Origin of the sequence: Faecalimonas umbilicata (genome assembly GCF_004346095.1) — a bacterium.
Classification (GTDB): Bacteria; Bacillota; Clostridia; order Lachnospirales; family Lachnospiraceae; genus Faecalimonas; species Faecalimonas umbilicata.
In genome coordinates this window covers 68,141-94,710 of record NZ_SLZV01000005.1, presented here as the reverse complement: position 1 = coordinate 94,710, position 26,570 = coordinate 68,141, and the positions used below count along the sequence as shown (strand labels likewise).

Annotated in this window: 18 protein-coding genes and 1 pseudogene; 13 read left to right on the top strand and 6 right to left on the bottom strand. The window is 40.3% G+C overall.

The window, feature by feature from the left end:
• Positions 1 to 201: 201 nt before the first annotated feature.
• Positions 202 to 1,095, bottom strand: coding sequence for an AraC family transcriptional regulator (locus tag EDD74_RS03540; RefSeq protein ID WP_016439916.1), 894 nt, complete (start codon positions 1,093 to 1,095; stop codon positions 202 to 204).
• Between the two features lie 130 nt (positions 1,096 to 1,225).
• Between EDD74_RS03540 and EDD74_RS03535 the strand changes: the two genes are divergently transcribed.
• The 6 genes and pseudogenes from EDD74_RS03535 to EDD74_RS03510 all read left to right on the top strand — a co-directional run bounded on the left by EDD74_RS03535 (position 1,226) and on the right by EDD74_RS03510 (position 11,284).
• Positions 1,226 to 2,881, top strand: a complete 1,656-nt coding sequence (locus EDD74_RS03535) for a glycoside hydrolase family 13 protein (protein ID WP_116440927.1) — start codon at positions 1,226 to 1,228, stop codon at positions 2,879 to 2,881.
• A gap of 35 nt (positions 2,882 to 2,916) precedes the next feature.
• Positions 2,917 to 3,450, top strand: a pseudogene (locus EDD74_RS03530) (ABC transporter substrate-binding protein); the annotation flags it as partial.
• 637 nt (positions 3,451 to 4,087) lie between these two features.
• Positions 4,088 to 4,783 (top strand): response regulator transcription factor, encoded by a 696-nt coding sequence (locus EDD74_RS03525; protein WP_009263781.1) that lies wholly within the window; start codon positions 4,088 to 4,090, stop codon positions 4,781 to 4,783.
• A 65-nt stretch (positions 4,784 to 4,848) separates the two neighbouring features.
• Positions 4,849 to 7,458: a sensor histidine kinase gene (locus EDD74_RS03520; RefSeq protein ID WP_009263780.1), complete on the top strand. Its 2,610-nt coding sequence runs from the start codon at positions 4,849 to 4,851 to the stop codon at positions 7,456 to 7,458.
• A 171-nt stretch (positions 7,459 to 7,629) separates the two neighbouring features.
• On the top strand, positions 7,630 to 8,766 hold the full coding sequence (locus EDD74_RS03515) for a class I SAM-dependent methyltransferase (RefSeq protein ID WP_009263779.1): 1,137 nt from the start codon (positions 7,630 to 7,632) through the stop codon (positions 8,764 to 8,766).
• A 13-nt stretch (positions 8,767 to 8,779) separates the two neighbouring features.
• A complete protein-coding gene (locus EDD74_RS03510; RefSeq protein ID WP_009263778.1) occupies positions 8,780 to 11,284 on the top strand; it encodes a hypothetical protein in 2,505 nt (834 codons plus the stop codon).
• 197 nt (positions 11,285 to 11,481) lie between these two features.
• Here the strand turns inward: EDD74_RS03510 and EDD74_RS03505 are convergent, their stop codons facing one another.
• Positions 11,482 to 11,967, bottom strand: coding sequence for a QueT transporter family protein (locus tag EDD74_RS03505; protein ID WP_008977612.1), 486 nt, complete (start codon positions 11,965 to 11,967; stop codon positions 11,482 to 11,484).
• Between the two features lie 1,023 nt (positions 11,968 to 12,990).
• Between EDD74_RS03505 and asnS the strand changes: the two genes are divergently transcribed.
• From asnS to EDD74_RS03475, 5 genes are all read left to right on the top strand, one after another.
• The gene (gene asnS, locus EDD74_RS03495; RefSeq protein ID WP_116440925.1) at positions 12,991 to 14,382 is read left to right on the top strand and encodes an asparagine--tRNA ligase; all 1,392 of its coding nucleotides are present in this window, start codon (positions 12,991 to 12,993) and stop codon (positions 14,380 to 14,382) included.
• Positions 14,383 to 14,466: 84 nt separating this feature from the next.
• Positions 14,467 to 15,159, top strand: coding sequence for a VanR-ABDEGLN family response regulator transcription factor (gene vanR, locus EDD74_RS03490; RefSeq protein ID WP_008977609.1), 693 nt, complete (start codon positions 14,467 to 14,469; stop codon positions 15,157 to 15,159).
• Positions 15,149 to 16,285 (top strand): sensor histidine kinase, encoded by a 1,137-nt coding sequence (locus EDD74_RS03485; protein WP_009263776.1) that lies wholly within the window; start codon positions 15,149 to 15,151, stop codon positions 16,283 to 16,285. The genes vanR and EDD74_RS03485 overlap by 11 nt, the downstream gene beginning before the upstream one ends.
• Before the next feature lie 4 nt (positions 16,286 to 16,289).
• Positions 16,290 to 17,351, top strand: a complete 1,062-nt coding sequence (locus EDD74_RS03480) for a metallophosphoesterase family protein (RefSeq protein ID WP_116440924.1) — start codon at positions 16,290 to 16,292, stop codon at positions 17,349 to 17,351.
• Positions 17,352 to 18,935: an ATP-binding protein gene (locus tag EDD74_RS03475; protein ID WP_009263774.1), complete on the top strand. Its 1,584-nt coding sequence runs from the start codon at positions 17,352 to 17,354 to the stop codon at positions 18,933 to 18,935. It abuts the gene before it with no gap.
• Between the two features lie 187 nt (positions 18,936 to 19,122).
• Here EDD74_RS03475 and EDD74_RS03470 read toward each other — a convergent pair whose 3' ends face one another.
• The 4 genes from EDD74_RS03470 to murC form a co-directional block, all read right to left on the bottom strand.
• Positions 19,123 to 20,307 (bottom strand): ribose-phosphate pyrophosphokinase, encoded by a 1,185-nt coding sequence (locus EDD74_RS03470; RefSeq protein ID WP_008977604.1) that lies wholly within the window; start codon positions 20,305 to 20,307, stop codon positions 19,123 to 19,125.
• Positions 20,280 to 21,302 carry an ATP-binding protein gene (locus tag EDD74_RS03465; RefSeq protein ID WP_009263773.1) on the bottom strand — a complete coding sequence of 341 codons (1,023 nt, stop codon included), beginning with the start codon at positions 21,300 to 21,302 and terminating at the stop codon, positions 20,280 to 20,282. The genes EDD74_RS03470 and EDD74_RS03465 overlap by 28 nt, the downstream gene beginning before the upstream one ends.
• 16 nt (positions 21,303 to 21,318) lie before the next feature.
• Positions 21,319 to 22,425: a DnaD domain protein gene (locus EDD74_RS03460; protein ID WP_009263772.1), complete on the bottom strand. Its 1,107-nt coding sequence runs from the start codon at positions 22,423 to 22,425 to the stop codon at positions 21,319 to 21,321.
• A gap of 147 nt (positions 22,426 to 22,572) precedes the next feature.
• The gene (gene murC / locus EDD74_RS03455) at positions 22,573 to 23,952 is read right to left on the bottom strand and encodes a UDP-N-acetylmuramate--L-alanine ligase (RefSeq protein ID WP_009263771.1); all 1,380 of its coding nucleotides are present in this window, start codon (positions 23,950 to 23,952) and stop codon (positions 22,573 to 22,575) included.
• 219 nt (positions 23,953 to 24,171) lie between these two features.
• Between murC and EDD74_RS03450 the strand changes: the two genes are divergently transcribed.
• Together EDD74_RS03450 and glgD are read left to right on the top strand one after the other, a co-directional pair.
• The gene (locus tag EDD74_RS03450; RefSeq protein WP_008977600.1) at positions 24,172 to 25,440 is read left to right on the top strand and encodes a glucose-1-phosphate adenylyltransferase; all 1,269 of its coding nucleotides are present in this window, start codon (positions 24,172 to 24,174) and stop codon (positions 25,438 to 25,440) included.
• 2 nt (positions 25,441 to 25,442) lie between these two features.
• The gene (gene glgD / locus EDD74_RS03445) at positions 25,443 to 26,561 is read left to right on the top strand and encodes a glucose-1-phosphate adenylyltransferase subunit GlgD (RefSeq protein WP_009263770.1); all 1,119 of its coding nucleotides are present in this window, start codon (positions 25,443 to 25,445) and stop codon (positions 26,559 to 26,561) included.
• The last annotated feature ends 9 nt before the right edge of the window (positions 26,562 to 26,570 follow it).

Here is a 26,570-nt window from a genome sequence, read left to right as displayed (position 1 = left end):
CCTGATTCCGGGAGGTAACTATCGATCAGACCTCCCTGATTGTTTATGGTTTCTATTTTTGTTTTTACATGTTATTGTCATAAAAATCATCTCCTTTATCATGCAAATATCTATATGAACACAAGACGGGCTTGTGGAACATGAGTTGCTTTTGTCAGGAGAAAGTATAGCAAACAGAAGATGGATTTTCCAGCAGATTTTTTAAAAAGACTGCTCTTTGTGTTTTGAAAAATGCCGGAAATCAGAAGGAGTACAGTGCTTATAGTATTTAAATTGTCTGATGAAGTAACTCATATTTTCATAGCCAGTATTGAGGGCGATTTCTGTGATTGGAGCATTGCTTTTCAGAAGAAGGGAAGCAGCTTGATTGATACGGTATTCATTCAGGTATGTAAAAGGAGATTTGCCAATCTTCTTTTTAAAAAATTTACAGAAATAATTTTTGTTCATATGTGCGCAGCTGGACAGCTCTTCTAGATGAATTTTCCTCATATAGTTTGTTTCTATATAAGTAAATACTTCTTTTAGAGGATCGAAATTAGAAGTTCTTTTGAACAAGGTTTCTTCAGAAACTGTGAGAAATGCATTGTGTAAAAACAGAGTTTCCAATATTTGCAGCAGAAGAATTTTGATGGAAAGTGGAGTCGTGGGAGATGGAGAATCGTACAGTAAGGCAGCAGATTCTATGAGAGAGCAGAGCTTTTCGGTACATTCTTTGGGCAGAGTTTCCCCATAGGGAAATTGTAATTTTTGAGACAGAAGGGGTAGGATCAGCGCATCCTGACAGATGTCGTACTGGGTAAAGCTCAGTAGAGACATGGGAAACAAGAGTGCATAGTGATGGGATACTTTGCTGTGTCCGAAAATTCCATGTACGATTCCGGGATTGATAAAATAAACATGCCCTTCTGTCAATGCGTAAGAAGAATTTTCTGTACGAAGTGTCAGAGAACCTTTGGTAATATAGAGGAATTCTAATTCGTCGTGCCAGTGATAAGGGGCAAAGTAGGAACCGGTAAGATCTGCTTGAGAGAATGATTCAAACGGAAAATAAGGGGTTCCGTGTGGTTTTTCCTGAAGAGTTTGTTTGTTCATGAAAGAGGACCTCCTAGTTTGTTAAGTGATAAAAAGTGAATATAGCATAAATATAGAATAACATATTGCAAGAAAATACGAAACAAAGTGTTTATACTATCATTAACAATTAAAATCGGAGGAAGAAAAAATGTGGTGGAAAAATAGTGTAGTATATCAGATTTATCCAAGAAGTTTTGCAGACAGTAATGGAGACGGAATTGGGGATCTAAATGGGATTACGGCACATCTTGATTATTTGCAGAAACTTGGAGTAGATGTCGTATGGCTTTCACCGGTCTATCAGTCACCGAATGATGACAATGGGTATGATATTTCGGATTATCAGAACATTATGCAGGAATTTGGTACTATGGAAGAGTTTGACCGGATGCTTGCAGAAATGCACAAAAGAGGAATACGGCTTGTGATGGACTTAGTTGTGAATCATACTTCGGATGAACATGCATGGTTTATCGAAAGTAAAAAGTCAAAAGAAAATCCATATAGAGACTTTTATATATGGCGAGAGGGAAAGGACGGAAAAGAACCGAACAACTGGGGGGCGTGTTTCGGAGGCTCTACATGGGAGTACGACAGAGAAACAGATATGTACTATCTTCATTGTTTTTCAAAGAAACAGCCGGATCTCAACTGGGAAAATAAAGCCGTACGGAACAATATATACGAGATGATGTGCTGGTGGTGTGAGAAAGGAATCGATGGATTCCGTATGGATGTGATCAGTATGATTTCCAAGGAGCAAAGTTATCCGAATGGGGAAATTCACGGTGGTAGTAGCTACGCAGATTTCGGACCATTTGTCTGCAATGGACCGAGAGTACATGAGTATCTTCAGGAGATGAATAGGGAAGTTCTCTCAAAATACAATCTGCTGACCGTTGGGGAAACAGCGGGAGTGACAATCGAAGAGGCAAAGAAATATGCAAATCTGGATGGAACAGAGCTTGGAATGGTATTTCAGTTTGAACATGTAGATTTAACTGTCGGAGAATTTGGAAAGTGGACGGATGAGAGATTCTGTTTGAAAGATTTGAGGGAAGTTCTGAACAAATGGCAGACAGAATTAGAAGGAAAAGCATGGAACAGCCTTTACTGGAGTAATCATGATCAGCCAAGAGCAGTTTCCCGCTTTGGAAATGACGGACCGATGTATCGAAAACTTTCGGCAAAAATGCTTGCGACTTGTCTTCATATGATGAAAGGAACTCCATATATTTATCAAGGGGAAGAAATTGGAATGACCAATGCATATTTTGAGAAAATAGAAGAATACCGGGATATCGAGAGTATTCATGCCTTTGAAGATGCAATGGAGAGAAATATCATGGCAGAAGAGGATATGATCAGTGCATTGAAAGTAATCAGTCGTGACAATGCAAGAACACCAATGCAATGGAATCGAAGCAGACATGCGGGATTTACGACAGGGACTCCTTGGATTGGCATCAATCAGAATTATCTTCAGATTAATGCAGAAGATGCACTTCAGGATGCAGACAGTATTTTCTACTACTATCAGAAACTAATTGCACTCAGAAAACAGTATAATATTGTCGTTGATGGTATCTTTTATGGACTGTTAGAAGATGATGACAAGATTTACGCATACGAGCGGATTTTGGGGAATCAGAAACTTGTGGTAGGATGTAATTTTACAGACAAAAAAGTGGATTGTACACTTTTTGACAATGCGGAAGAAGGAGAGGAACTGATCTCCAATTACAAACATCATAAAAAAGGTATTTTGAAGCCGTATGAGGCGAGGGTAATCTTATTTTCATAAAGGCAGGAACATGAAGATGTGGAAATGATGACAAAAATGATAATGATTCTAAAGATGGGAAAGTACAGCTTCGTTTTGCAACATGGGATGTTGCAGAAGATATGGATCGTCAGCAGAAATTGGTAGATGAGTTTAACAAAGCACATGAAAATATCGAAGTGACATTAGAGGCATATGGAAGTAATTACGATACAAAAATCAGCGCAGGGATGGGTTCCAGCGATGCCCCGGATATTATGTATATGTGGAATTATCCTGCATATGCGGATGGTCTGGAACCGCTTGAGTCTTACATAGAAAAAGAAGGTGGGGCTGAGTTTAAGGAAAAATTCAGCGATACGTTGTGGAACTATAATTCTCTTGAAGAAGAAATTTATGGAGTGCCGGTTGGATTTACTTCTCATGTATTGTATTACAATAAAGATTTATTTACAGAGGCGGGGCTGGAAGAGCCGACGAATGAATGGACATGGCCTGATTTGCAGGATGCTGCAAAAACAATCACAGAAAAAACAGATGCAAAGGGATTTGCATTTCAGATGAAACCTGACCCGTATGACTTTGAGATCGGAAGTGCTGGGAGAAGTGGCGCAACAATAGAATGACAGTGAGTACAGCAAAAACCCGTCAGCTGTGGAAGCTGACGGGTTCTGCCGTTTTATAGTTATTAAAGGAATGAGAGTTAAAGTACTACACCCCGGAATCCCCGAGGTGCAGTTACTTTATGAGGGGGGGAGATAGTGAGTGTTAATCAACTATCTAAACGTAGTATAACGAATAAATGTGTCTAAAATATGTGTAATTTCTAAAAGAAAACAAAAAAATATTAAGTAAGTCTTAAGGCGGATGATATTTTAAATAATGGCTTAAAATAGCGATTGAACAACATAGAAAAACTATCCTTATATCAATGTGATATGCCCCTTGTGGGCGGTTGTTCCTTTTAATTGTATTATAGAGCAGTTGGAAATAGATTTTTTGGAGGGCGGGGAATAGTCCTCTTTTTGTTTTGAAAAGGGCAGGAAGGAAAGAGGCTACAAATATGAGCACATATTCAGAATATCGGTTGGACTCGCACGTTAGTAACAAAAATGCTTGAAAACCCACTAAAATCGTGATATGAAATTAAACATTTCTTAATAATTTCCGTAATCCCCTCTTAAAAAATCACTGTTATCCTTGTATAATACAGAGGAGGTGATAAATATGTTTAATGTATTAGTATGTGATGATGATAAAGAAATTGTAGAAGCGATTGAAATTTATTTACGGCAGGAAGGTTACAATGTATTAAAAGCCTACGATGGACAGGAGGCGATCAAGGTTCTTGATTCGACGGAGGTAGACCTTCTTATTATTGATGTGATGATGCCGAAACTGGACGGCATAAGGGCAACGTTAAAGATCAGAGAGAAAAACAGTCTGCCAATTATTATTCTCTCTGCAAAATCAGAAGATGCAGACAAAATATTAGGATTGAATGTAGGAGCAGATGATTATCTGACAAAGCCATTTAATCCGCTGGAGTTAGTGGCAAGAGTAAAATCCCAGCTTAGAAGATATACACAGCTTGGAAGCACAGTAGTTGAGAAGAAAAGTTCGGTATTTACTGTGGGAGGGCTGAAAATTGATGATGAATTAAAAGAGGTGACAGTTGACGGAGATGTTATCAGGCTGACACCTATCGAATATAACATTTTATTACTATTAGTGAAAAATCAAGGAAAAGTCTTTTCTATCAATCAAATCTATGAAAGTATATGGAACGAAGACGCAATCGGCGCGGATAATACGGTCGCAGTACATATCCGCCATATACGGGAAAAGATTGAAATCAATCCGAAGGAACCGAGATACTTGAAAGTCGTATGGGGGGTCGGATATAAGATAGAGAAACTTTAAAGAGCAGGGAATGTCATTTTGATTTAGCAAGATGGCGGACCGTAAGGCTCTGGAAAGGAGTAAGTATGAATAAATGGTATCAATCAAGATTGTGTAAAGGGTTGCTGCTCGTTCTGGTGCACGTGCTTACAGTGATTATGGTTCTCAGCCTTGCGTGGATTCTTGTTTATCCGGGGCAGGAATATCTGAGTGCATTTCAGAAAGATAAACCACTTGCATATGAGGACAGTGAGGGGTTTGAAGATACAGTACAGACAACGGTATCGAACATTTTAGACTACAATACACTTCGTCCGATTTTTGAGACTGAAGGAAAATATGATACAAACAGACTGATCGATTTGAAGAAATTTGATGAAAATGCAAGAGCGGTAGATGGAACAAACAAATCGGGAATGGCATATCAAGTTGGAGATCTGATCAAGTGGGCAGAATCCTACAATGGAATAGACTACACGGAGGAAGAAGGAGTCATTGTCTGCAAAAAGGAAGATGGCACATACCATTATTATTATAAATCGGAATTTAAGAAGTTGATCGAAGAAAAATCGTTGCAGTTCATAGAAACAGAAGAAATGAGTCTGGAAGGATATATGGCACAACTGGGATATGAAGAATATATGAATGACAGCTATTATTCTGATGAGGCAGAGAAAACGATTAGAGATAAAGAAGGAAAAGTACTCTATGTAGACTGCTGGGAATTTTCAGACGGCGTGATCAATGAAAAGTATGCACCGGAAGGATTTAAGAATCTTCTGGAACTGGTCAATACAGATGCAGAATGGAATGGAAAACTTGAGGAAGTTTACAGAATACTTGACAATACACTGGTGATCCTTCCTCATTATTATTACCAGTACAAAGATGGGCTGGAGACTGTGGAAGAAGGAAATACGAATCTGGCATATATGTATGTGGACCAGAAAGCGAAAAAAGTATACACGAACCGCAGTGCATACAAAGATTACAATAAAGTAGAAGAAAATATAAAAAAGATGACTGCACAGGGAAAATATGTAGTTGTCGCTCCGAAACTTGCAGATTTTCAGTCAAATATGGATGTTTCGGCGGAAGAATGGAAGAATATGGTGACAGGAAGTGCAAATCAGAAAGAGGAGTTTCTTTTTGCAGTTTCCGTAGATACGAATTATCCAATCCAAGACAGTTTTTATATAAAAAATAAAGAGTATGAACAGTATAGTCCGTGGGTGAAAGTAATTGTAGTGGGAAGTGCGGTTTCGGCAATTCTTTTCCTGATAAGTTTTATCTGGCTGACGGCAGTGACAGGTCATGTAAATGGAAAAGAAGGAATTACACTGAACTTTTTTGACCGGATTAAGACGGAGATCGCAGCGGCATTGATCATTGGAGGAATGCTACTTGCAATCATGCTGCCGATTTCGGGGTTGAGTCTTCCGGGAGATCTGTCATATGGCTATACTGAAGAAGGACTTTATATATCCTCTGCTTATGGATTTGAGGAACGCTTTTTTGAGATGGTATTGATCGGAGGAATTGGGACTCTTATCACTTGTGCAGTAGGAATGTTAGGGTATTTGAGTCTTGTCAAACGGATCAAGGCGAGAACTCTTTGGAAAAACAGCGTTTTACGGTGGGTGGGACACTTGTTTAGGGTGTTTTGGGAGAACCGGAGAAGTACGACAAAAATCACGTTGGGATACATGGGATTTATGTTACTGCAGTTATTGTTGGCGACCGGATATCCAGTCTTTGTTTTGTTTGTTCTTGCAATGGATGTAGCGGTGTTTGCATATCTGTTAAAGAGCGCGATCGCGAAGCAGAGAATCAAGTTTGGAATTCAGAGAATTGCATCTGGAGATGTTAATTATAAAATTCCGATTGGAAATATGGTGAAAGAGGATACAGAGATTGTACAAAATATTAATCACATTGGGGAAGGAATTCACAATGCGGTTGAGGCAAATATGAAAAATGAGCGCCTGAAGACAGATTTGATTACAAATGTCTCACACGATATTAAGACTCCTTTGACATCCATTATCAATTATGTCGGTCTTCTGAAGCAGGAGAAATTTGAAGATCCGAAGATTCAGGGATATCTGCAAATTTTAGATGCAAAATCCCAGCGGCTGAAAACACTGACGGAAGATGTGGTAGAGGCGTCGAAGATCAGCAGTGGAAATATTACATTGCACTATATGAATATTGATCTGGTAGAATTGATCAACCAGACGACAGGGGAATTTGCAGAGAAATTTGAGAAGAGAAATTTAAGCATTGTTGTTAATGTTCCGAAGGAACCGGCAATGATTCGTGTGGATAGCAGAAGAATTTGGCGTGTCATTGAAAATATTTATAATAATGCTGCCAAATATGCAATGGAAGGTACAAGAATTTATGCTGATTTGAGAATGTCAGACCGCTATGTACAATTTTCTCTCAAAAATGTATCAGAACAGCCGTTAAATATTTCCGCAGATGAATTGACAGAACGTTTTATCCGCGGAGATGTATCAAGAAGTACGGAAGGAAGTGGACTGGGATTGTCGATTGCGAAAAACCTGACAGAACTTCAAGGAGGAAAATTCTTACTGTATCTGGACGGAGATCTTTTTAAAGTGACGATCGTATTCCCAAGACTGTATCAGCAGCAGGGAAATCCACAACCGCAGCCGGAAGAAAGCAAATAAGAGAGCTTATTGCAGGGAATAGATGAAGATCAAGTATGAAAAAGGTCAGACCCGAAGATAGATATCTCTAAAAAGGATGGGGAAATTATGAAATTTCCCTGTCCTTTCTTGCATTTGCAGGGGGCAGGCATTACAATACAACTACGAAAGAAAAAAAGGAGTAAAGAGCAGATGGAAGAGATTAAAAAAATACTGGAAGAAATCCTCAATATAGATCTGATCGGAGCTACACTCAGTAATCCGAGAAAAAAAGAAGAAATCGTAAAAGTGAAAGTACGTCCTGTACTGATAAAGGATGTACTTTTCTTTCAATGTGAGACACATAAAAACCGTCAAGTATTTCATGAGAATTATGAGTATGAACAGGCGCTGCACATACTTACACAGGATATGGAACTGTTTCGTCAGATGCAGATTGAGACAAAGGAGTTTCAATACACAGTGCTCGTGAGCAAAAAGGGAAAGGTAACTATTCAGAAAAAAAGAACAAAGGGAGAGAAGCGGCAGGCAGAATTATCCCACAACCGGACGAAAAACTATATTTTGAAGGAAGGGATTCAGGTTCCGTTTTTACAAGATCTCGGAGTTATGACGGCAGATGGGAAGGTTGTCCGGAGTAAGTTTGACAAGTTCAGACAGATCAACCGTTTTTTGGAATTTATTGAGGATATTCTGCCGCAACTTGCAAAAGACAGGGAGGTAACCATTCTTGATTTTGGATGTGGCAAATCTTATCTGACATTTGCGATGTATTATTATCTGCACGAACTGAAGCACTATGATATTCGGATCATCGGACTAGATCTGAAAAAAGATGTGATTGCAAACTGCAATCAGCTTAGCGAAAAGTATGGATATGAGAAGTTAAAATTTCTCGAGGGAAATATTGCGGATTATACCGGGGTTGAGGAAGTAGATATGGTAGTGACATTGCATGCATGCGATACTGCAACAGACTTTGCACTTGCAAAAGCAGTAGGGTGGAATGCCAAAGTAATTTTATCGGTACCATGCTGTCAGCATGAAGTCAATGGACAGATTCAAAATGAGATTCTGAGACCGGTACTGAAATATGGACTGATCAAAGAGCGGATGTCTGCATTGATTACAGACGCGCTGCGGGCGGAGTATCTTGAGGGAGAAGGATATGATGCACAGATCTTAGAGTTTATCGATATGGAGCATACGCCAAAGAATATTTTGATCAGAGCAATAAAAACAGGAAAGAAAAAGAATAATAAAGAACAGATAGAAAGATGCCGGGAGTTTTTACAGATTCACCCGACATTAGGGGAACTGTTGCAATAAAGGGGAGTTTTGCATGAAAGAAAAGGTAAAACGAGCAGGAATTCTGACGTTTGTATTTTTGATCGCTGTCATCGTTTTTAGTTTTCTGACCAATCAGGGAAATGCTGATATGACAGCAGATATGGGGGGAGCGACACTGCCGAGGATACAGATTGTATCGGGAGAATATGAGATCAATCCGTTGGTAGGTTATGTTTCAGAGATGAATGTAGGGAAAATGAGAAGCACGATCACACCGGTGGATTTTCAGAGTGGAATCACACTCCGAATAGAAGAAGGAGTGTTGCCGATAAAAGCGCTGACTTATGAAGTATGTTCGTCAGATGGAAAAGAAATTCTTTATAAGGAAAAGAGAAAGGAAATCGGTGAGGAACCATCATTGACTTTCCCAGGGTTGGAGCTTGCAGATCGGGAAGCGATTTTAAAGCTGACATTGCATACGGAAAAACAGGATATTTATTATTACACGAGGATCTGCACAAAGGAAGGAACAGACAGCGATGCGTGTCTTGCATTTGCAGAACGATTCCACAATATGACATTTGGAAAAGAAAATACAGAGTCGATCGCAGCCTATCTTGAGAATGGAACGGAAGATGATGAGACAGAGAATTTACAGAAAGTTACAATCCATTCTGATGCAGAACATTTGACCTGGGGGGAACTGCGTCCGCAGATCAAAGGAGAAGTCAGCAGAAGTATTAAGGAAATTAGCGGTAATTATATGACCATTGTCTATGACTATGAAGTGGAGTGTGCCGGAGAGCAGGATGAAACGGAAGTTTATCAGATACGGGAGTATCTGAAAGTGAGATATGCAGAAGGAACCGAATACCTTCTTGATTATGAGCGGACGATGGAACAAGAATTAGATGCGTCGGGGAATGTTTTAGATAATAATGGAATTTTGCTGGGAATTGCGAAAGAAGAACTTCCCTATATGGCAAATGAGGCAGGGACGATCGTTTCCTTTGTACAGGCAGGCGAATTGTGGAATTATAATCAGAGCCAGGATGCACTGTCACTTGTATTTAGCTTTGCAGATTCCGAAGGATATGACATTCGAAATTTATGCAAGGAACATGAGATCCAGATTGTATCGGTCAATGAGCAGGGAGACACAACATTTAAAGTAATCGGGTATATGAATCGAGGAGAACATGAAGGTGAAGTCGGCACGGCAATCTACTTTTTTGATATTGAGAAAAATTTTGTGGAAGAAAAAGCATTCATTCCCGATAATATTTCCAGTGAAATTTTATTAAAAGAACAGGAGCAGCTTGTCTATTATAACGAGCAGCAAGAAGTGCTCTACGCAATGAAAGAAGGAACACTTTATAAAGTTGATCTGGAAAAAGGGAAAAAGGAAGCTTTGGTAGAGAATCTTGAAAAAGACCAGTATGTATCTTCAAAAGATGGAAGACTTCTTGCCTATCAGACCGTTTCTTCGCTTGAAAATGCGGAGGAAGTTAAAGTACTTGATTTTGTCACTGGAAAAGAGCGGACGGTTACTTGCAGTTCTGGAGAATTTATTCGACCGCTTGGATTTATTTCGGAGGACTTCGTCTATGGGATTGGGCGCAAGGAAGATGCAGGAGCTTTTGTTACAGGAGAGCATGTCTGCCCGATGTATAAGCTGGAAATCCGTGATACAGACAATGAAGTTGTAAAGACCTATCAGGCGGATCAAGTCTATGTGACAGGAGTGACCGTAGAAGAGAAAATGTTGATATTAGACCGTGTTGTGAAAAATGAGTCTGTGTATACAGCTGTTGCAAAGGATTATATTACAAGTAATGAAGAAGTAGAAAAGAGTAATATTTCGGTAGAAACATATACTTCTGACGAAAAAGAACGGCAGGTAAGAATTAAATATGAGTCAGGAATTTCCGATAAGAAGCCGAAACTTTTGAAGCCAAAGCAAGTGTTGTTTGAGAATCCGGTTCTGATTCCATTTGAGGAAGAAGGAGAGGCCGAAGTATTTTATACCTATGGAAAAGGAAAGTTACTTGGAATCTATGCAAGTGCAGCAGATGCGATTCGGCAGGCAAATGAAAATCAAGGGCTTGTAGTATCAGAAAGTCAGAAGTATGTATGGGAACGAGGAAACAGAAGTCTTGTGTATGATATCGCAGGAGTGGATCTCAGTCCATATCAAGAAGGGAACACATTGGCAGCGGCGCTGAACCGTCTTTTCGCTTATGAAGGAAAAACAGTAGATGCCGCCGGAGAAATGGCGGCGGGGAAAAAGCCGATTGAGATTCTCCAAGAACAGTTTCTAGGAAATGTACTTGATCTCCATGGATGCAGTCCGGAAGAATTATGTTATATCCTCGGAAAAGGTACTCCGATCATCGCTATGACGGATTTAAATAATGCGGTATTGCTGATTGGATACAACGATAGTATGATCACTTATGTAAAACCGGATACCGGAGAGAAGGTCTCAGTTCCGTATGAGGAACTGGAGGCATTGACTGTGGCCAGCGGGAACACATATCTTGGCTATTTAAAGTAAAAGCAAAATCGTATCCATCACTAACTAGCAGGAAAATATGTTTTGACTGCAAAAAGAATAGCAGGATTATAAAAACGGAAAGAAAACATGAAAAAACTGAGAATAGCCTTTCGCTTAAGGCAGATTCTCAGTTTTTTTCTTTGCAAACAAGATTAATCGTTTAAAATCTCAGTGTCTAAAAAGTTTTATAGGATATATTATAAAGCAAATAGACGGTGTTTGTATTTGTTTAATGTAAAATAAAGGATCATTCCGAGTACACCGCAGGAAATCACTTCACCGATTCCGATGCTCAGCATAAGAAGCGGGATCGGGATTGCTTCCCCGTAAGCAAAACGCAGTACATATGGGATAATGACTGTATTTGCGACAATTGGTGGAAGCGGTGCTAAAAATTTATTCTGATTGCGCAGAATATAAGTGAAGACAGCACCGATTAAAGTTGCAAGTGTTCCGAAGATAATATCCGGAAGCATTGCACCTCCGAGAATATTTCCAATCAGACATCCGACAAAAAGTCCCGGAATGGCAGCCGGGGTAAATGCCGGCAGAATGGTAAGTGCTTCCGCAATTCTTACCTGCACCGATCCAAAGCTGAATGGTGCAAAAACAACTGTCAATACGACATAGATAGCAGCAATCATCGCTGCCTGCGTGGTAAATACTACACCTTTGTTTTTCATAATTCAAATCTCCTTTAGTTTTGTTTTACGTGTGGAAGGTCTCGAACACACTTTGCTGAAACCCGTCTAGACCTTATTTTATAAGGGATTCAGCGGTTGATAGTATAGCATAGAATAGAATGAAAAATCAAGCTGTCTCTACCATTTGCTCGAAATGAAAATAAAAGTGGTGTTAGAATCTAATCCATATCTTAAAAGTATTGGCTTAGTAGTTTTTCGTTGATACGGTGTTTTGATGATTCAGGGGGCAGAGAAAACACAGAAGGTAATTGAGAGCGGGTTAAGAATATGTTATAATTCTGGCAGGGAAACCAAAGCCGGGCGGCTTACTCTCTTTTACGGAGGGGCAACCCTCCAGACGAAAGAAAGGAGGGCGATGCTAATGTATGTTACATATTCTGATTTGATTCAGTTATTAATATTCATTGTTGCCCTTGTAGGTCTTTGTTACGAGATTTTCAAGGATAAACGAAAATAGCCGCCATTACTCGCAATAATGACGGCTTAAGTAAATTAAGCATTTAATTATTGGGTAAGCCGTTTATGGTTTCCCCTTTTGTATCTTTAATATAGCACATCGCAATAGATTCTGCAAGTTTGTCCCTTCTATCAAAAGCAGATTTTCTGTCTTTTTTATCATTTCTTCTTCGGAATAGAACAGTTCATCGTTCATTGTCTCAAAAAATTCTGGAATATGAAGAGGAGTCAAGGTTCTTCGGTGTTTAAGAAGACATTTTCCTTGGATTCAAAGTGATAAGAATAGTCTCACCGTTCTTTGAAATCAATACTTTAAAAAATCACCAAAAATCACTGAGAAATCTATACTTTTGATTGCTAGAACATAGAAAATGCGTTATACTGTAACAATGAATATCAAATCAGCCATATCTGTCCGGTGTACTGTATCTTTTATTTTCAAGCAGAATGATAAAGATGGAACACAGTGAAATCTGAAATCAGTGGAAGAAGATAAATCGTGCAGGCATCGGTTGTAGATAAATATAAGAAAAGGAGTAGTGAGAGATGGAATTAGTAACTGTGAAAGAACTTTACAAGAACAGAGAGGCATACTTAGATAATCAGGTTACTGTCGGTGGATGGGTGCGCAGTATTCGTGATTCTAAGACATTTGGGTTTATCGTTGTCAATGACGGTTCATTTTTTGAGACACTTCAGGTCGTATACCACGACAGTATGGACAATTTTGCGGAGATTTCCAAGCTAAATGTAGGTGCTGCTATTATTGTAAAGGGAACATTAGTAGCTACGCCTCAGGCAAAGCAGCCATTTGAGATCCAGGCAGAAGAAGTGATCATAGAGGGGGCATCTGCACCGGATTATCCGCTGCAGAAAAAGCGTCACAGCTTTGAATATTTGAGAACAATTTCACATCTTCGTCCGAGAACAAATACATTCCAGGCAGTATTTCGTGTAAGATCTTTGATCGCATATGCAATCCACCAGTTCTTCCAAGAGAGAGGGTTTGTGTATGTGCATACACCGCTGATCACAGGAAGTGACTGCGAGGGTGCAGGAGAGATGTTCCGTGTCACAACACTGGATATGGAGAATGTCCCGAAGAATGCAGATGGAAGTGTGGACTATACGAAGGATTTCTTTAATAAGGAGACAAGCCTTACTGTAAGTGGACAGCTCAATGCAGAGACATATGCGCAGGCATTCCGTAATGTATATACATTTGGACCGACATTCCGTGCAGAGAACTCTAATACAACTCGTCATGCAGCGGAATTCTGGATGGTAGAACCGGAGATCGCATTTGCAGATCTGGATGATGATATGATCCTTGCTGAGGCAATGTTAAAGCATATCATCAACTATGTACTGGAGAACGCACCGGAAGAGATGAATTTCTTCAACTCTTTCGTAGATAAGGGACTTCTTGATCGTCTCCACAATGTTGTGTCCTCTGAATTTGCACGTGTAACTTACACAGAGGCAATTGAGATCTTAGAGAAGAACAATGATAAATTTGACTTCAAAGTGTCATGGGGAGTTGACTTGCAGACAGAACATGAGCGCTATCTTACAGAGGAAGTGTTCAAACGTCCGGTATTTGTGACAGATTATCCGAAGGATATTAAGGCATTCTACATGAAGATGAATGATGACAATAAGACAGTAGCAGCGGTAGACTGTCTTGTTCCTGGAATCGGAGAGCTCATTGGAGGAAGCCAGAGAGAGGATGATTATGACAAACTGCTGAAGCGTATGCAGGAGATGAACCTGGATCCGGAAGAGTATCAGTTCTATCTGGATCTGAGAAAATATGGCTCTACAAGACATGCAGGATTCGGACTTGGATTTGAAAGATGTGTGATGTATCTGACTGGTATGTCAAATATCAGAGATGTCATTCCGTTCCCAAGAACTGTGAATAACTGTGAACTGTAAAGAATGAAAGAAACCAAGGCGGGGCGGGTATTTGTATACTTTGCCTCGCCATTTTAAAATTGTAAGGGGAATTGAGGAGGAAATATGAATATTTTAGTTGTAGATGATGAGAAGGAGATCGCGGATGTGATTGCGCTCTATTTACAGAGTGATCAGTATACCGTGTATCCATTTTATACCGGCGAAGAAGCGTTGGAATGTATGAAGACGACAAAGATCGATCTTGCAATCCTCGATGTCATGCTTCCGGGGATTGATGGATTTGAAATTTTAAAGAAGATTCGAGAGAGGTATACATTTCCGGTTATTATGCTTACCGCAAAAACGGAGTATATTGATAAGATCACTGGGCTGACGCTTGGTGCAGATGATTATATTTTGAAGCCGTTTAATCCTCTGGAACTAATCGCAAGAGTGAAAGCGCAGCTTCGGAGATATACACAGTATAATGAAGGAACAAGGACTGACAGTGGAGATATCATTGATTTTGCAGGACTTCAGCTAAACAGAGAATCTCATGAGTGTGTCTATAACGAGAAACAGCTGACACTGACACCGATTGAATTTGATCTTTTGTGGATGCTGTGTGAGAACCGTGGAAAGGTTATCAGCTCGGAAGAATTGTTTGAAAATGTATGGAAAGAAAAGTATTACAAAAACAGTAACAATACAGTCATGGTACATATTCGGCATCTGCGTGAGAAGATGAGCGGGCCGACCGGAAAGAGCGATTTTATTAAGACGGTTTGGGGAGTAGGATATAAAGTTGAAGAGTAAAAATTATACAAGGTTAAAGATTAACATTCTGCTTCAGACAATGCTTGTCGTACTGTTTACGGCGCTTGTCGGCTATCTTTTCAAAAATCTTGTCATAGATGGGATTTATAATCATAAGTTTGCAGATGGATTTGTACATTTTTTTATGTGGTTTCATATGCCGGAGCAACAGGCGATCGATCTCTACTGGAAAGTGATTGGAAACAATAAAATTTATTTTATGGGTGCGGGATTCCTTTTATTGTTTTCCTTTTTTTTCTATTTTGTGCTGAGCAGAATCACACAGTACTTGAAGGAAATTAATCAGGGAATTGAAAATATTTTATCGGATTTTAATGAACCTGTGCGGTTTAAACCTGCGCTGCGGCCGCTTGAGGATAGCTTAAATGAGATTAAGATGACGATCCGGAGGCAGGAACAGGAGGCGATTGAGAGTGAGAAAAAGAAAAATGATCTGGTTGTTTTTCTGGCACACGATTTGAAAACGCCCTTGACTTCCATTGTGGCATATTTAAGTATTCTTGAAACAAAGCCGGACATGCCGGAGGAGGAGCGGAAAAAATATACGCATATTTCTCTGGAGAAGGCAATCCGTCTGGGAGAGCTGATCAATGAATTTTTTGAGATTACAAAGTTTAATTTACAGGATATTGTTCTGGAGCCGGGAAATTTAGATTTGTCTATGATGTTGGAACAGATTGCGGATGAACTGTATGCGGTTTTGAAGGAGAAAAACTTAAGATGTGACGTGCAGATTGATGATACACTGATGATTTACGGAGATGCGGATAAGCTTGCCAGAGTATTTGATAATCTTTTGCGAAATGCGATTGCGTACTGTGACAAAGGAACTGCGATACGGATTCAGGCAAAGGAGCGGCACCAGGAGATCGAGATTGTTGTGGCAAATGAAGGAGAGAAGATTCCGGAAGAGGAACTGAGTGCAATTTTTGAGAAGTTTTACCGAGTGGATGGTTCGCGCTCCAGCAAGACAGGAGGAGCAGGACTTGGACTTGCCATTGCAAAAGAAATTGTGGAACTGCATCATGGAACGATCCGTGCGGAGAGTGACGAGTGGGAAACACGGTTTATCGTGACGTTACCGGCGATGAGTGAAGGAGAATAATTTTATGAATTTTATACAGATAGCAGATGTCCATCTAGGGGCAGCGCCGGAGGCGGGAAGGCGTGATGACGGACAGCGGGAAAAGGAGATCTGGGATAGTTTTTACAAAGTCATTGACATCTGTGAGGAGAAACAGATTGACCTATTGCTGATCGCAGGGGATTTATTTCACAGGCAGCCTCTGTTGAGAGAACTCAAAGAGATAAATTATCATTTTGGAAAATTATCTCGGACAAAGGTCGTTTTGATTGCAGGAAATCATGACTATATTCGAAAGGATTCGCGTTATCTGCAGATAGCATGGAGTGAAAATGTCTATCCACTGTTTGAAACTACATTACACAGAGCAGTGATCGAGGAGCTGGATCTTGCAGTGTATGGATTCAGCTATGACAGACGGGAAATCAGAGAGGCGAGGTACGACGAGGCGTATGCCCCGCGGGACATGAAATATGAAATCCTTCTGGCTCACGGGGGGGATGAGACACATATTCCGATCAAAAAAGCAAAGTTAAAAGCACTGGGCTATGATTATGTTGCACTGGGACATATTCATAAACCACAGATGCTATTGAAAGACTATGCGGCATTTTCTGGTTCTCTTGAGCCGCTCGATCAAAATGAAACAGGAAGACATGGATTTCTTCTCGGAGAGATTACCGAGAAAGGAACGCAGATCCGTTTTGTTCCATTTGCAAAAAGGCAGTACATACACTTGCATCTCACAGTGGATATAGAAATGACACATGGGGCGCTGCGGGGAAAGATCAAAGAGGAGATCGAACAAAATGGCACTGCGGAGCTGTACAAAATTATTTTGGAAGGACAGAGAGATCCGGAGATTGTCTATGATATAGAAGATCTCGACTATTATGGAAATATCGTGGAGATTCTTGATCATACCGTTCCTGCATATCACTATGAACAGCTGTACGAGAGAAATAAAGAAAATCTGCTTGGAAGGTTGATCGGACATTTTATGGAATGCGAGCCGGAAAGTATCGAGTATCAGGCAATGTGCGAGGGGGTCAGTGCAATTCTTGCAGCGATGGAGGAGAGAAGTTAGGTGATTATCAGAGAATTATATCTGAAAAGCTTTGGAAAATTTTCAGAGACAAAGATAGAACTGGAAGAAGGCTTCCACATTTTTTACGGAGAAAATGAGTTCGGAAAAAGTACACTGCATGCTTTTATCAGAAGTATGCTATTTGGACTGACAAAAGGGCGCGGAAGGGCAGCAAAAAATGATCTGTTTACAAAATATGAGCCGTGGGATCAGCCGTCTTACTATGCGGGAGAGATGACATTTGAGTCTGGCGACAGAACTTTTATCATCAGCCGTCGGTTTGACCGCTATGGAAAGAGCGCAAGTCTTGTCTGTCAGACAGACGGAGAGATCTTATCGGTGGAACAGGGAGATATGGATATGCTTCTGGATGGCATGTCAGAAGCTGCATTTGAAAATACCATCTCAATCGGTCAGACAAAAGCAGAGACAAGTGCCGATCTTGGTGCAGAATTGCGAAACTATGCTGCAAATTATTACTGTTCCGGGAACAGTGAGATGGATGTGGAGCGCGCGCTTGCGATTTTAAAAGAGCGACGAAAGACAGTGGAAAACCGTCAGAAAGAAATTCGCAAAAAGAAGCAGGAAAAGCGAGAGAAAGTTGAACAGCAGGCGGCATACATCAGCGAAGAAATCGAGCGAAAACAAGCGGAAGAAGAACAAATCAGCAAAAACATCGAACAGGGAAAGCAGGAAGAAAAAAGAATTGTCAGAACTCCAGAAGAAGAGCAAAGCACGGAAAAACAGAATGTATGGGATGTGGTCAAAATAAAGTTATTGCCGGTTGTATTTCTGGCAGGCGTTGCGGGTATTTCCTTGCTATTTCAGGGGATTTTGAAATGGAGTGTGCTGTCAGGAGCGATAATTCTGGAAATAGTATTCCTGTGGAAATTGATGGAAGCATTCCGACAGGCGGAGGAAAAAGTACAGCAAGAGACAGAGGAGTCCCGGGAAGCAGAAAAACGAGAAGTTTCACTCGAACATGAGCAAGAGAGGCATCGAGAGGCTTTGCGAAGGATGGTTGTCAGACGGGAGCTGCTCCGGGAAGAGATTGCAGAGAAACAGATGCAGTACGAGAATCTCTGTGAGCAAGGAGAAGAACTCATGGAAGTCAGTGAAGAATATGTTGTTCTGGAAGAGAAAGGAAGAGCGATCCAGCTTGCGGAGGACACGATCCGGCATCTGTCCACAGATGTGAGAAAGGAATTTGAAACAAGGCTGAATGAGGTGTCTTCAGAGATATTGTGTGCAATTACAGATGGAAAATATGATCGCATTTTTATAGATGAAAATACGAACATATATCTATTACAAGGGGCACAGAAAATTTCAGTGGGACAAGTCAGCAGGGGAACGATGGAACAGATTTATTTTGCGCTCCGTATGGCAGCGGCAGAGTTGATGTACGAGGAAGAGTTTCCGGTAATTCTCGATGAGACATTCGCATACTATGATGAGAGAAGACTTGAGAATACACTTCGCTGGCTTGCAGAAAACAAGAGACAGATTATTTTATTTACCTGTCAGAGAAGAGAGTTAGAGATGTTAAGGAAACTCGGTATCCCATATCATGTGAATGGGTAAAATATGGTTTCTTTTTGCAAATATCAAAATAAAAGAACCCGGAGAGAAGTTGTATCTTGTAGATATAAGTCTTCTCTCCGGGTTCTTCTTTTCTGAATTATTAAAATGTATGAAATATGAAGAAATATCTTTAAAATTTCTTTACAATGATAAATGATTCAGGATAATTAAAATTAAAAGTAAAAAACTAAATAGGTTCTCCATTTTTGTATTTCTGAACAACATGCTGGATACGTTCGTTCGGACTGAGGATACTGCTGATAGAACCATCGTGATTCAAAGTATCAATCAGAAGAGCGATGTATTTGCTGAGATCGCAGTTAATGTAGTAAGGTCTGCTCAGCAATTCAGGTGTCTGGTAAATTAAGTTTGTTGTTAGGATTCCGTGGATAATACCTTCTTCGTAAGCCTTGTCAAATTTATCAAGACCGTTTGTAAACAGACCGAAAGTAGCGGCAGCGAAGATTCTCTTTGCTTTTCTTCTCTTTAACTCTGTTGCAACGTCAATGATACTGTCACCGGAAGAAATCATATCGTCGATGATGATCACGTCTTTTCCTTCTACAGAAGAACCAAGGAATTCATGTGCAACGATCGGATTGCGTCCGTCTACAATCTGTGTATAGTCACGGCGTTTGTAGAACATACCCATATCAAGCCCAAGTACATTAGCAAGATATACGGCACGGCTTGTACCACCTTCGTCCGGGCTGATTGCCATCATGTGATCGCTGTCAATGATGAGATCAGGTACAGTGCGAAGAAGTCCTTTGATAAACTGGTAAGTTGGACGTACTGTCTCGAATCCGCTGAGCGGGATAGCGTTCTGTACACGAGGATCATGAGCATCAAATGTGATAATATTGTCAACACCCATGCTTACAAGTTCCTGAAGAGCAAGTGCGCAGTCTAAAGACTCTCGGGAACTTCTCTTGTGCTGACGGCTTTCGTATAAGAATGGCATAATGACATTTAATCTACGAGCCTTTCCTCCGACAGCAGCGATAACACGCTTCAGGTTTTGGAAATGATCGTCTGGTGACATGTGATTTACATGGCCACTTAAGGAATAAGTCAGGCTGTAGTTGCAGACATCTACCATCAGATATAAGTCCTTACCACGTACAGATTCATTGATCACTCCTTTTGCTTCCCCAGAACCAAAACGAGGTACTTTGGCGTCGATTAAGTAGTTATCTTTCTCATATCCTGTGAACACGACGTCATTTTTGTGTTCGTGGGAGCTTTCCTTACGCCATTTTACAAGGTAGTCATTTACCTTGTTTCCAAGCTCCTGACATCCGTCTACTGCGATGATTCCAAGTGATCCCACAGGGATGTTTTCTAAATTTCGTTCTTCTCGATGTAACATGTTTGTTCCTCCATATTCATAAGTTTCTTTTTGATTCGTATGTCATCTCCAGTTAGTCTTAACATAGTATAGTTGCTCGTGATTCTTGAAAAAATTCTCTCAGAATAAATCTCAACAATTGATTCCAAAGACAAGTTTGTCGATATGATCGTAGAGCGCTTCTTTAAAAGACGTTCATTTAGACACAAAAACAACTGGGAAGCGATGAAAGAATTCGTCAGTTCTGTTCCCAGATCGTCAATAATGAGCAGGTCACAGTCAAAAATGTAGCCGTACATTGTGTCGGCAAGTGTATCTTTATCAAACCGGCTCTTAGCAAATATATCAAATAATTCAAATGCTGTAAAGTAGATAACGGAATAAGCGCTGTCTATTAGTTCCTTTGCAATGCAGTTTGAGAGAAAAGTCTTTCCGACTCCGGTATCTCCATATAAAAACAGATTGCGGAATTCCTGTCCGAATGTTCGGACAAATTCTTTGCTGACTACCAATGCATCTCTCATGATGGAAAGTGAAGAGCGTCCAGTCTTTGGATCTATGTGATTTTCAGAATAATATGCAAGAGAAAATGTATTAAAATTCTCTTTTGCAAGGATTTCTTTTAGATTAGACTGTGTATATAAAAGATCGATGGTCGCTTTTTTAAAGCAGTGACACTTCTGACTGCCAATATATCCGGTATCTTTGCAGTCTGCACATTCATAAGAAGGTTCCAGATAATCCTCCGGGAATCCATACGAGGACAGAAGGGCAGACTTCTTTTGACGGAGCATGGAAATCTCTTCTTTCAGAGAGGAGAGAGCAGTCTCATCTCCCTCCAGAAGATTTCGTGCTTTCTGGACAGAGAGATGGGAGATCGCATTCTCGAGATCGCGGATCTCAGGGATGCAGTCATACACTCTCTGATAGTGTGCGTTTAATACGTCCTGACTATGCAGTTGCTTCTGCTCATACTCCCGCATGATCGTGTCATATTGGGAATTTTTTAATGCCATAACTTCTGCTCCTTTGTTATCTGGTCTTTAACAGACGTTCTTCCAGAGAATCAATATCATAGGAACGACCGTTAAAGTTGTTAAATTTTGTCTTAATATTCGCTGCAGGCTTTGAAGTTACCGTTCTGCGCTTATTCTCTCTTTCCTGACGGAAAGCAGTATCCACTCGTTCGATATCTGACAGGACACGGACATGCTGTGTCAGCCATTTGGACAAAATCTTATCGGTATAATCAAAACTTGGCTGATGGATACTGCTCATTGTCCGGTCACAGGCTTCCTTGATAATATCTAAAGTGAAGCCGTATTGTTCAGTCCATTTTTTTATATAGGCAATCTCAGAAGCGGCAGGTCCGCGTCCGCGAATGCCAAAAGCATTGAGTACAGTATAACAATTCTTATTGTAAATGCTGGAAGTTGCCCGGGCTTCCTCGACTGTAGTCACATGAGCATCTGCCCATGCGAGAGCTACTTTTTTTATGTAATGCATACTCGTATGTTGATTCTCGACACAATATTCAATCAAATATTCGATCAGATCCGCAGAAAAATGAAGCTGATCAAAGAAATAAGAAATCGTATCGATATCTGTTCTAGTCAAAGGTCTTCCGATATATTGTTCTGCGACAAACAAAAGCTGCTGGAATTCCTTACGGTCACGGAAAGCCTTGATAGAAGTCGGGGCTGTTCCGCGTGAATCAGAGATCGTATCCGCACCCATAGTCACATCCGGTATCTGAACGGTCGAAGGAGCTTGCGTTTCTGATGCAGATGTGTCTTCATAAGCTGGAATTGCACAAGAGTTCCCGGATCCCTCACATGGCGGAACAGGGCAAAACGCAATACCACAGAGAGAATGATCGCTTTCCTCATATTGGAGGGAAAGCAGTCCCTCTTTCTCCCAGTAATTCAGTGCACGCAAAATATCCTTCTCTGTGTTGTCCAGACAATCTGCAATCGTAGAAATGGTGAGGGCAACAGGAGAAGAGTTCAGATGTCTGAGCAGGAATAGATAAACTTTCACAAACTCTCCATTTGCTTTTACCATATGGCAGTCGATAAAATGATTGTCGACTAATGTTGTATGATTCTGACCATGGCTGCTCAATACTAAACTCTTCATCCTTACACCGTACCTTTCTAAATAAATCCTCTTCAATGTACTGGTATTATAGCACCAGAAAGAAGTTCTAAAAAGGACTTTTTATTGGATAAATCATCATTCTTTGTGGATAAGAAACAATGTGGATAATGTGGATAATGTGGATAACTATATGGATAACAATGATTCTCCTATGTTTACAACGTCTCCAGCTCCCATAGTTATCAACATATCACCGTGGATACATTTTTCTTTTACAAAATTTTTAATTTCATCAAAGGATGAAAAATAGTAGGAATCTCCGCCTAGTTCACGAATTGCATCTGAAAGAGCCTCTGAGGACATGCCAAGCGTATCTGTTTCTCTGGCAGCATAGATGTCTGCGAGGATCACATGATCTGCAAGTGTCAGCGCCTGCGCAAATTCGTGAAAGAAAGCTTTTGTCCTTGTGTATGTGTGAGGTTGAAAAATGCACCAGATTTCTCTGTGCGGGTAGTGCTGTGCGGCAGAAAGAGTTGCCTCGATCTCTGTCGGATGGTGTGCGTAATCATCGATGATCGTGACACCGTCGAGTGTTCCTTTGTATTCAAAGCGGCGGTCAGTACCGGTAAAGGACAAGAGTCCCTTTTTGATCTTCTCAAGGTCGATGCCGAGCAGTGTTCCGGTAATGATTGCGGAAAGTGCATTGGATACATTGTGTTCTCCGTTGACAGAGAGGAAAATACGATCTTTCTTTGTTCCGTGATCGATCAGGTCGAACGAAACATTCCCCATGTTATCGTATTGAATATTTTGTGCAGTGTAATCTGCATCGTGATGAATGCCATATGTGATGACATTGCAGTTCAGGCCGGCAATAATCTGCTCGTACTGTGAAATCTCACTGTTAATGATCAGTGTGCCATCTTTCGGAAGCAGTGCGGCGAACCGATGGAAAGAATGGCGGATATCATCAAGATCTTTGAAGAAATCCATATGATCTTCTTCTACATTTAAGATGATTCCAATCTTTGGAAGAAAATCTAAGAAGCTGTTCGTATATTCACAGGCTTCTGTAATGAAAACATCTGAGTGACCGACGCGGATATTTCCGCCGATGATCTTTAAAATACCTCCGACAGAGATGGTCGGATCCGTATCTCCTGCAAGAAGGATATGGGAAATCATGGAAGTCGTTGTTGTCTTGCCGTGAGTTCCGGATACTGCGATCGGTGTCTTATAGTTCGTCATCAGCTGTCCGAGCAGTTCTGCACGGGTAAGCATCGGAAGCTGATGTTCTTTTGCTGCAATAAATTCAGGATTATCTGCGTGCACGGCAGCGGTGTAGACGACAACATCAATATCATCAGTTATATTTTCAGCTTTCTGTCCGTAATGGATGACAGCTCCCAGATCTGTTAAATGTCTTGTAAGGGGCGATTCTTTGGAATCCGATCCCGTTACTGTGAAATGTTCTTTTAAGAGAATTTCGGCAAGGCCACTCATGCTGATACCGCCGATACCGATAAAATGGACATGGACCGGACATTGAAAATCTATTTTATACATAAATACACTCCCTGTTCATAGAAAAATTTAAATTAATAGTAATATTTTACGCACTTTCATTATATTATAACGGTATATGGAAAAAAAGCCAAACTATAATTTTTTGTAAAATATACATAAAAAGTTTTAAAAAAAACAATTATTTATGTAAAAAACATTCATTTTATTACCTTTTTATGCTATAATACAACTATTAAATTACTTAGAAGGAGTGACGACATGATAAAAAAAGAAATGATTGCAATGTTGTTGGCAGGTGGACAAGGCAGCAGATTAGGTGTTCTTACATCAAAAGTAGCAAAACCGGCAGTTGCATTCGGGGGGAAATACAGAATCATAGACTTTCCATTAAGTAACTGTATTAATTCAGGAATCGATACTGTCGGTGTATTGACGCAGTATCAGCCATTACGCCTGAATACACATATTGGAATCGGGATTCCGTGGGATTTGGACCGTAATGTTGGAGGAGTTACAGTGCTTCCGCCGTATGAGAAAAGCACAAGCAGTGAGTGGTATACCGGTACGGCGAACGCTATTTATCAGAATATGAACTATATGGAGATGTATAATCCGGATTATGTACTGATTCTTTCCGGGGATCATATTTATAAGATGGATTATGAAGTGATGCTGGATTTCCATAAAGAGAATCATGCAGACGTCACGATTGCTACGATGCCGGTACCTCTGGAGGAGGCAAGTAGGTTTGGTATTGTCATTACAGATGAAGAGAACCGGATCCAGGAGTTTGAAGAGAAGCCGGCACAGCCGAGAAGTAATCTGGCTTCTATGGGTATCTACATATTTAGCTGGCCGGTATTAAAGGAAGCACTCAAGGCTTTATCGGAACAGCCGGCATGTGATTTTGGAAAGCATATTATTCCTTATTGTCATGAAAAGAAACAAAGATTATTTGCATATGAGTACAATGGCTACTGGAAAGATGTCGGAACACTGGGATCTTACTGGGAAGCAAATATGGAATTAATAGATATTATTCCGGAATTTAATTTATATGAGGAATATTGGAAAATTTATACAAACAGTGGTATTTTACCGCCGCATTATATTTCAGATCAGTCTGCTGTGGAGAAGAGCATTATTGGAAATGGTTGTGATATCTATGGAGAAGTCCACAGTTCTGTCATTAGTTCTGGTGTAACGATTGGAAAAGGAAGCGTTGTGAGAGACTCCATTATCATGAAGGATGCTGTGATCGGAGATCACTGTGTGATTGACAAAGCGATCATTGCGGAGAATGTACAGATTGGAGATAACGTCACACTTGGAACGGGAAGCGATACACCGAATAAGATGAGACCGGATATCTATGGATTTGGACTTGTGACCATTGGGGAAGATTCTGTGATCCCATCCGATGTACAGATCGGCAAGAATACCGCCATTAGTGGTGTTACATCAAAAGAGGATTACATAAACGGAGAGCTTGCAAGTGGTGAAACATTAATTAAGGTAGGTGAATAGGGATGAAAGCAGTAGGAATTATTTTAGCGGGTGGAAATAGCAGCAGGATGCGGGAACTGACACATAGACGTGCAGTGGCAGCGATGCCGGTAGCAGGAAGTTACAGGAGCATTGACTTTGCACTTAGCAATATGTCAAACTCACATATTCAGAAAGTCGCGGTGCTGACACAGTACAATGCCAGATCATTGAATGAACATCTGAATTCTTCCAAATGGTGGGACTTTGGAAGAAAACAAGGTGGTCTGTATGTATTTACACCGACGATTACAATGGAGAATGGATACTGGTACAGAGGAACTGCGGATGCGATTTATCAGAATCTTGACTTTCTTAAGAAATGCCATGAGCCATATGTGATCATTACATCTGGAGATGCAGTGTACAAGCTGGATTATAATAAAGTGCTCGAATATCATATTGCCAAAAAAGCAGATATTACCGTTGTCTGCAAAGAGATGGATGAGGATGCAGATGTCAGCCGTTACGGAACGGTTAAGATGAATGATTCCTGCAGGATTGAGGAGTTTGAGGAGAAGCCGGTACTGAGCAGATCTAATATCATCTCAACAGGAATTTATGTCATCAGAAGAAGACAGCTGATCGATCTGATTGAGCGATGTGCAGAAGAGGGAAGATTTGACTTTGTGCAGGACATTCTGATCCGGTATAAGAATGTAAAGAAAATTTATGGATATAAGATTAGCAATTACTGGAGTAATATTGCTACAGTTAATGATTATTACAGAACAAATATGGATTTCCTGAAGCAAGAAGTGAGAAAATATTTCTTTAAGGAATATCCGAATGTTTATTCAAAAGTGAGCGATCTTCCACCGGCAAAATATAATCCGGGTGCATGCGTAAAGAACAGTTTGATTGCAAGTGGATGTATCGTCAATGGTACTGTGGAAAATTCAGTATTATTTAAGAAAGTATTTGTAGGGAATAATTGTGTAATTAAGAATTCCATCATCTTGAATGATGTTTATTTAGGAGATAATACCTATATTGAAAATTGTATCGTAGAGAGTAGAGATACAATTCGTGCGAACACTCGCCATGTAGGAGAAGATGGAATAAAAGTAGTTGTAGAGAAAAATGAGAGATACGCGATGTAGAAGCGGTGA

Coding starts and splice junctions, on each gene's coding strand:
- EDD74_RS03460 (WP_009263772.1), bottom strand. CDS start 22,425: ATGAAGAGTTTAGTATTGAGCAGCCATGGTCAGAATCATACAACATTA.
- EDD74_RS03535 (WP_116440927.1), top strand. CDS start 1,226: ATGTGGTGGAAAAATAGTGTAGTATATCAGATTTATCCAAGAAGTTTT.
- vanR (WP_008977609.1), top strand. CDS start 14,467: ATGAATATTTTAGTTGTAGATGATGAGAAGGAGATCGCGGATGTGATT.
- EDD74_RS03480 (WP_116440924.1), top strand. CDS start 16,290: ATGAATTTTATACAGATAGCAGATGTCCATCTAGGGGCAGCGCCGGAG.
- EDD74_RS03515 (WP_009263779.1), top strand. CDS start 7,630: ATGGAAGAGATTAAAAAAATACTGGAAGAAATCCTCAATATAGATCTG.
- asnS (WP_116440925.1), top strand. CDS start 12,991: ATGGAATTAGTAACTGTGAAAGAACTTTACAAGAACAGAGAGGCATAC.
- glgD (WP_009263770.1), top strand. CDS start 25,443: ATGAAAGCAGTAGGAATTATTTTAGCGGGTGGAAATAGCAGCAGGATG.
- EDD74_RS03510 (WP_009263778.1), top strand. CDS start 8,780: ATGAAAGAAAAGGTAAAACGAGCAGGAATTCTGACGTTTGTATTTTTG.
- EDD74_RS03470 (WP_008977604.1), bottom strand. CDS start 20,307: ATGTTACATCGAGAAGAACGAAATTTAGAAAACATCCCTGTGGGATCA.
- EDD74_RS03450 (WP_008977600.1), top strand. CDS start 24,172: ATGATAAAAAAAGAAATGATTGCAATGTTGTTGGCAGGTGGACAAGGC.
- EDD74_RS03525 (WP_009263781.1), top strand. CDS start 4,088: ATGTTTAATGTATTAGTATGTGATGATGATAAAGAAATTGTAGAAGCG.
- EDD74_RS03520 (WP_009263780.1), top strand. CDS start 4,849: ATGAATAAATGGTATCAATCAAGATTGTGTAAAGGGTTGCTGCTCGTT.
- EDD74_RS03540 (WP_016439916.1), bottom strand. CDS start 1,095: ATGAACAAACAAACTCTTCAGGAAAAACCACACGGAACCCCTTATTTT.
- murC (WP_009263771.1), bottom strand. CDS start 23,952: ATGTATAAAATAGATTTTCAATGTCCGGTCCATGTCCATTTTATCGGT.
- EDD74_RS03505 (WP_008977612.1), bottom strand. CDS start 11,967: ATGAAAAACAAAGGTGTAGTATTTACCACGCAGGCAGCGATGATTGCT.
- EDD74_RS03465 (WP_009263773.1), bottom strand. CDS start 21,302: ATGGCATTAAAAAATTCCCAATATGACACGATCATGCGGGAGTATGAG.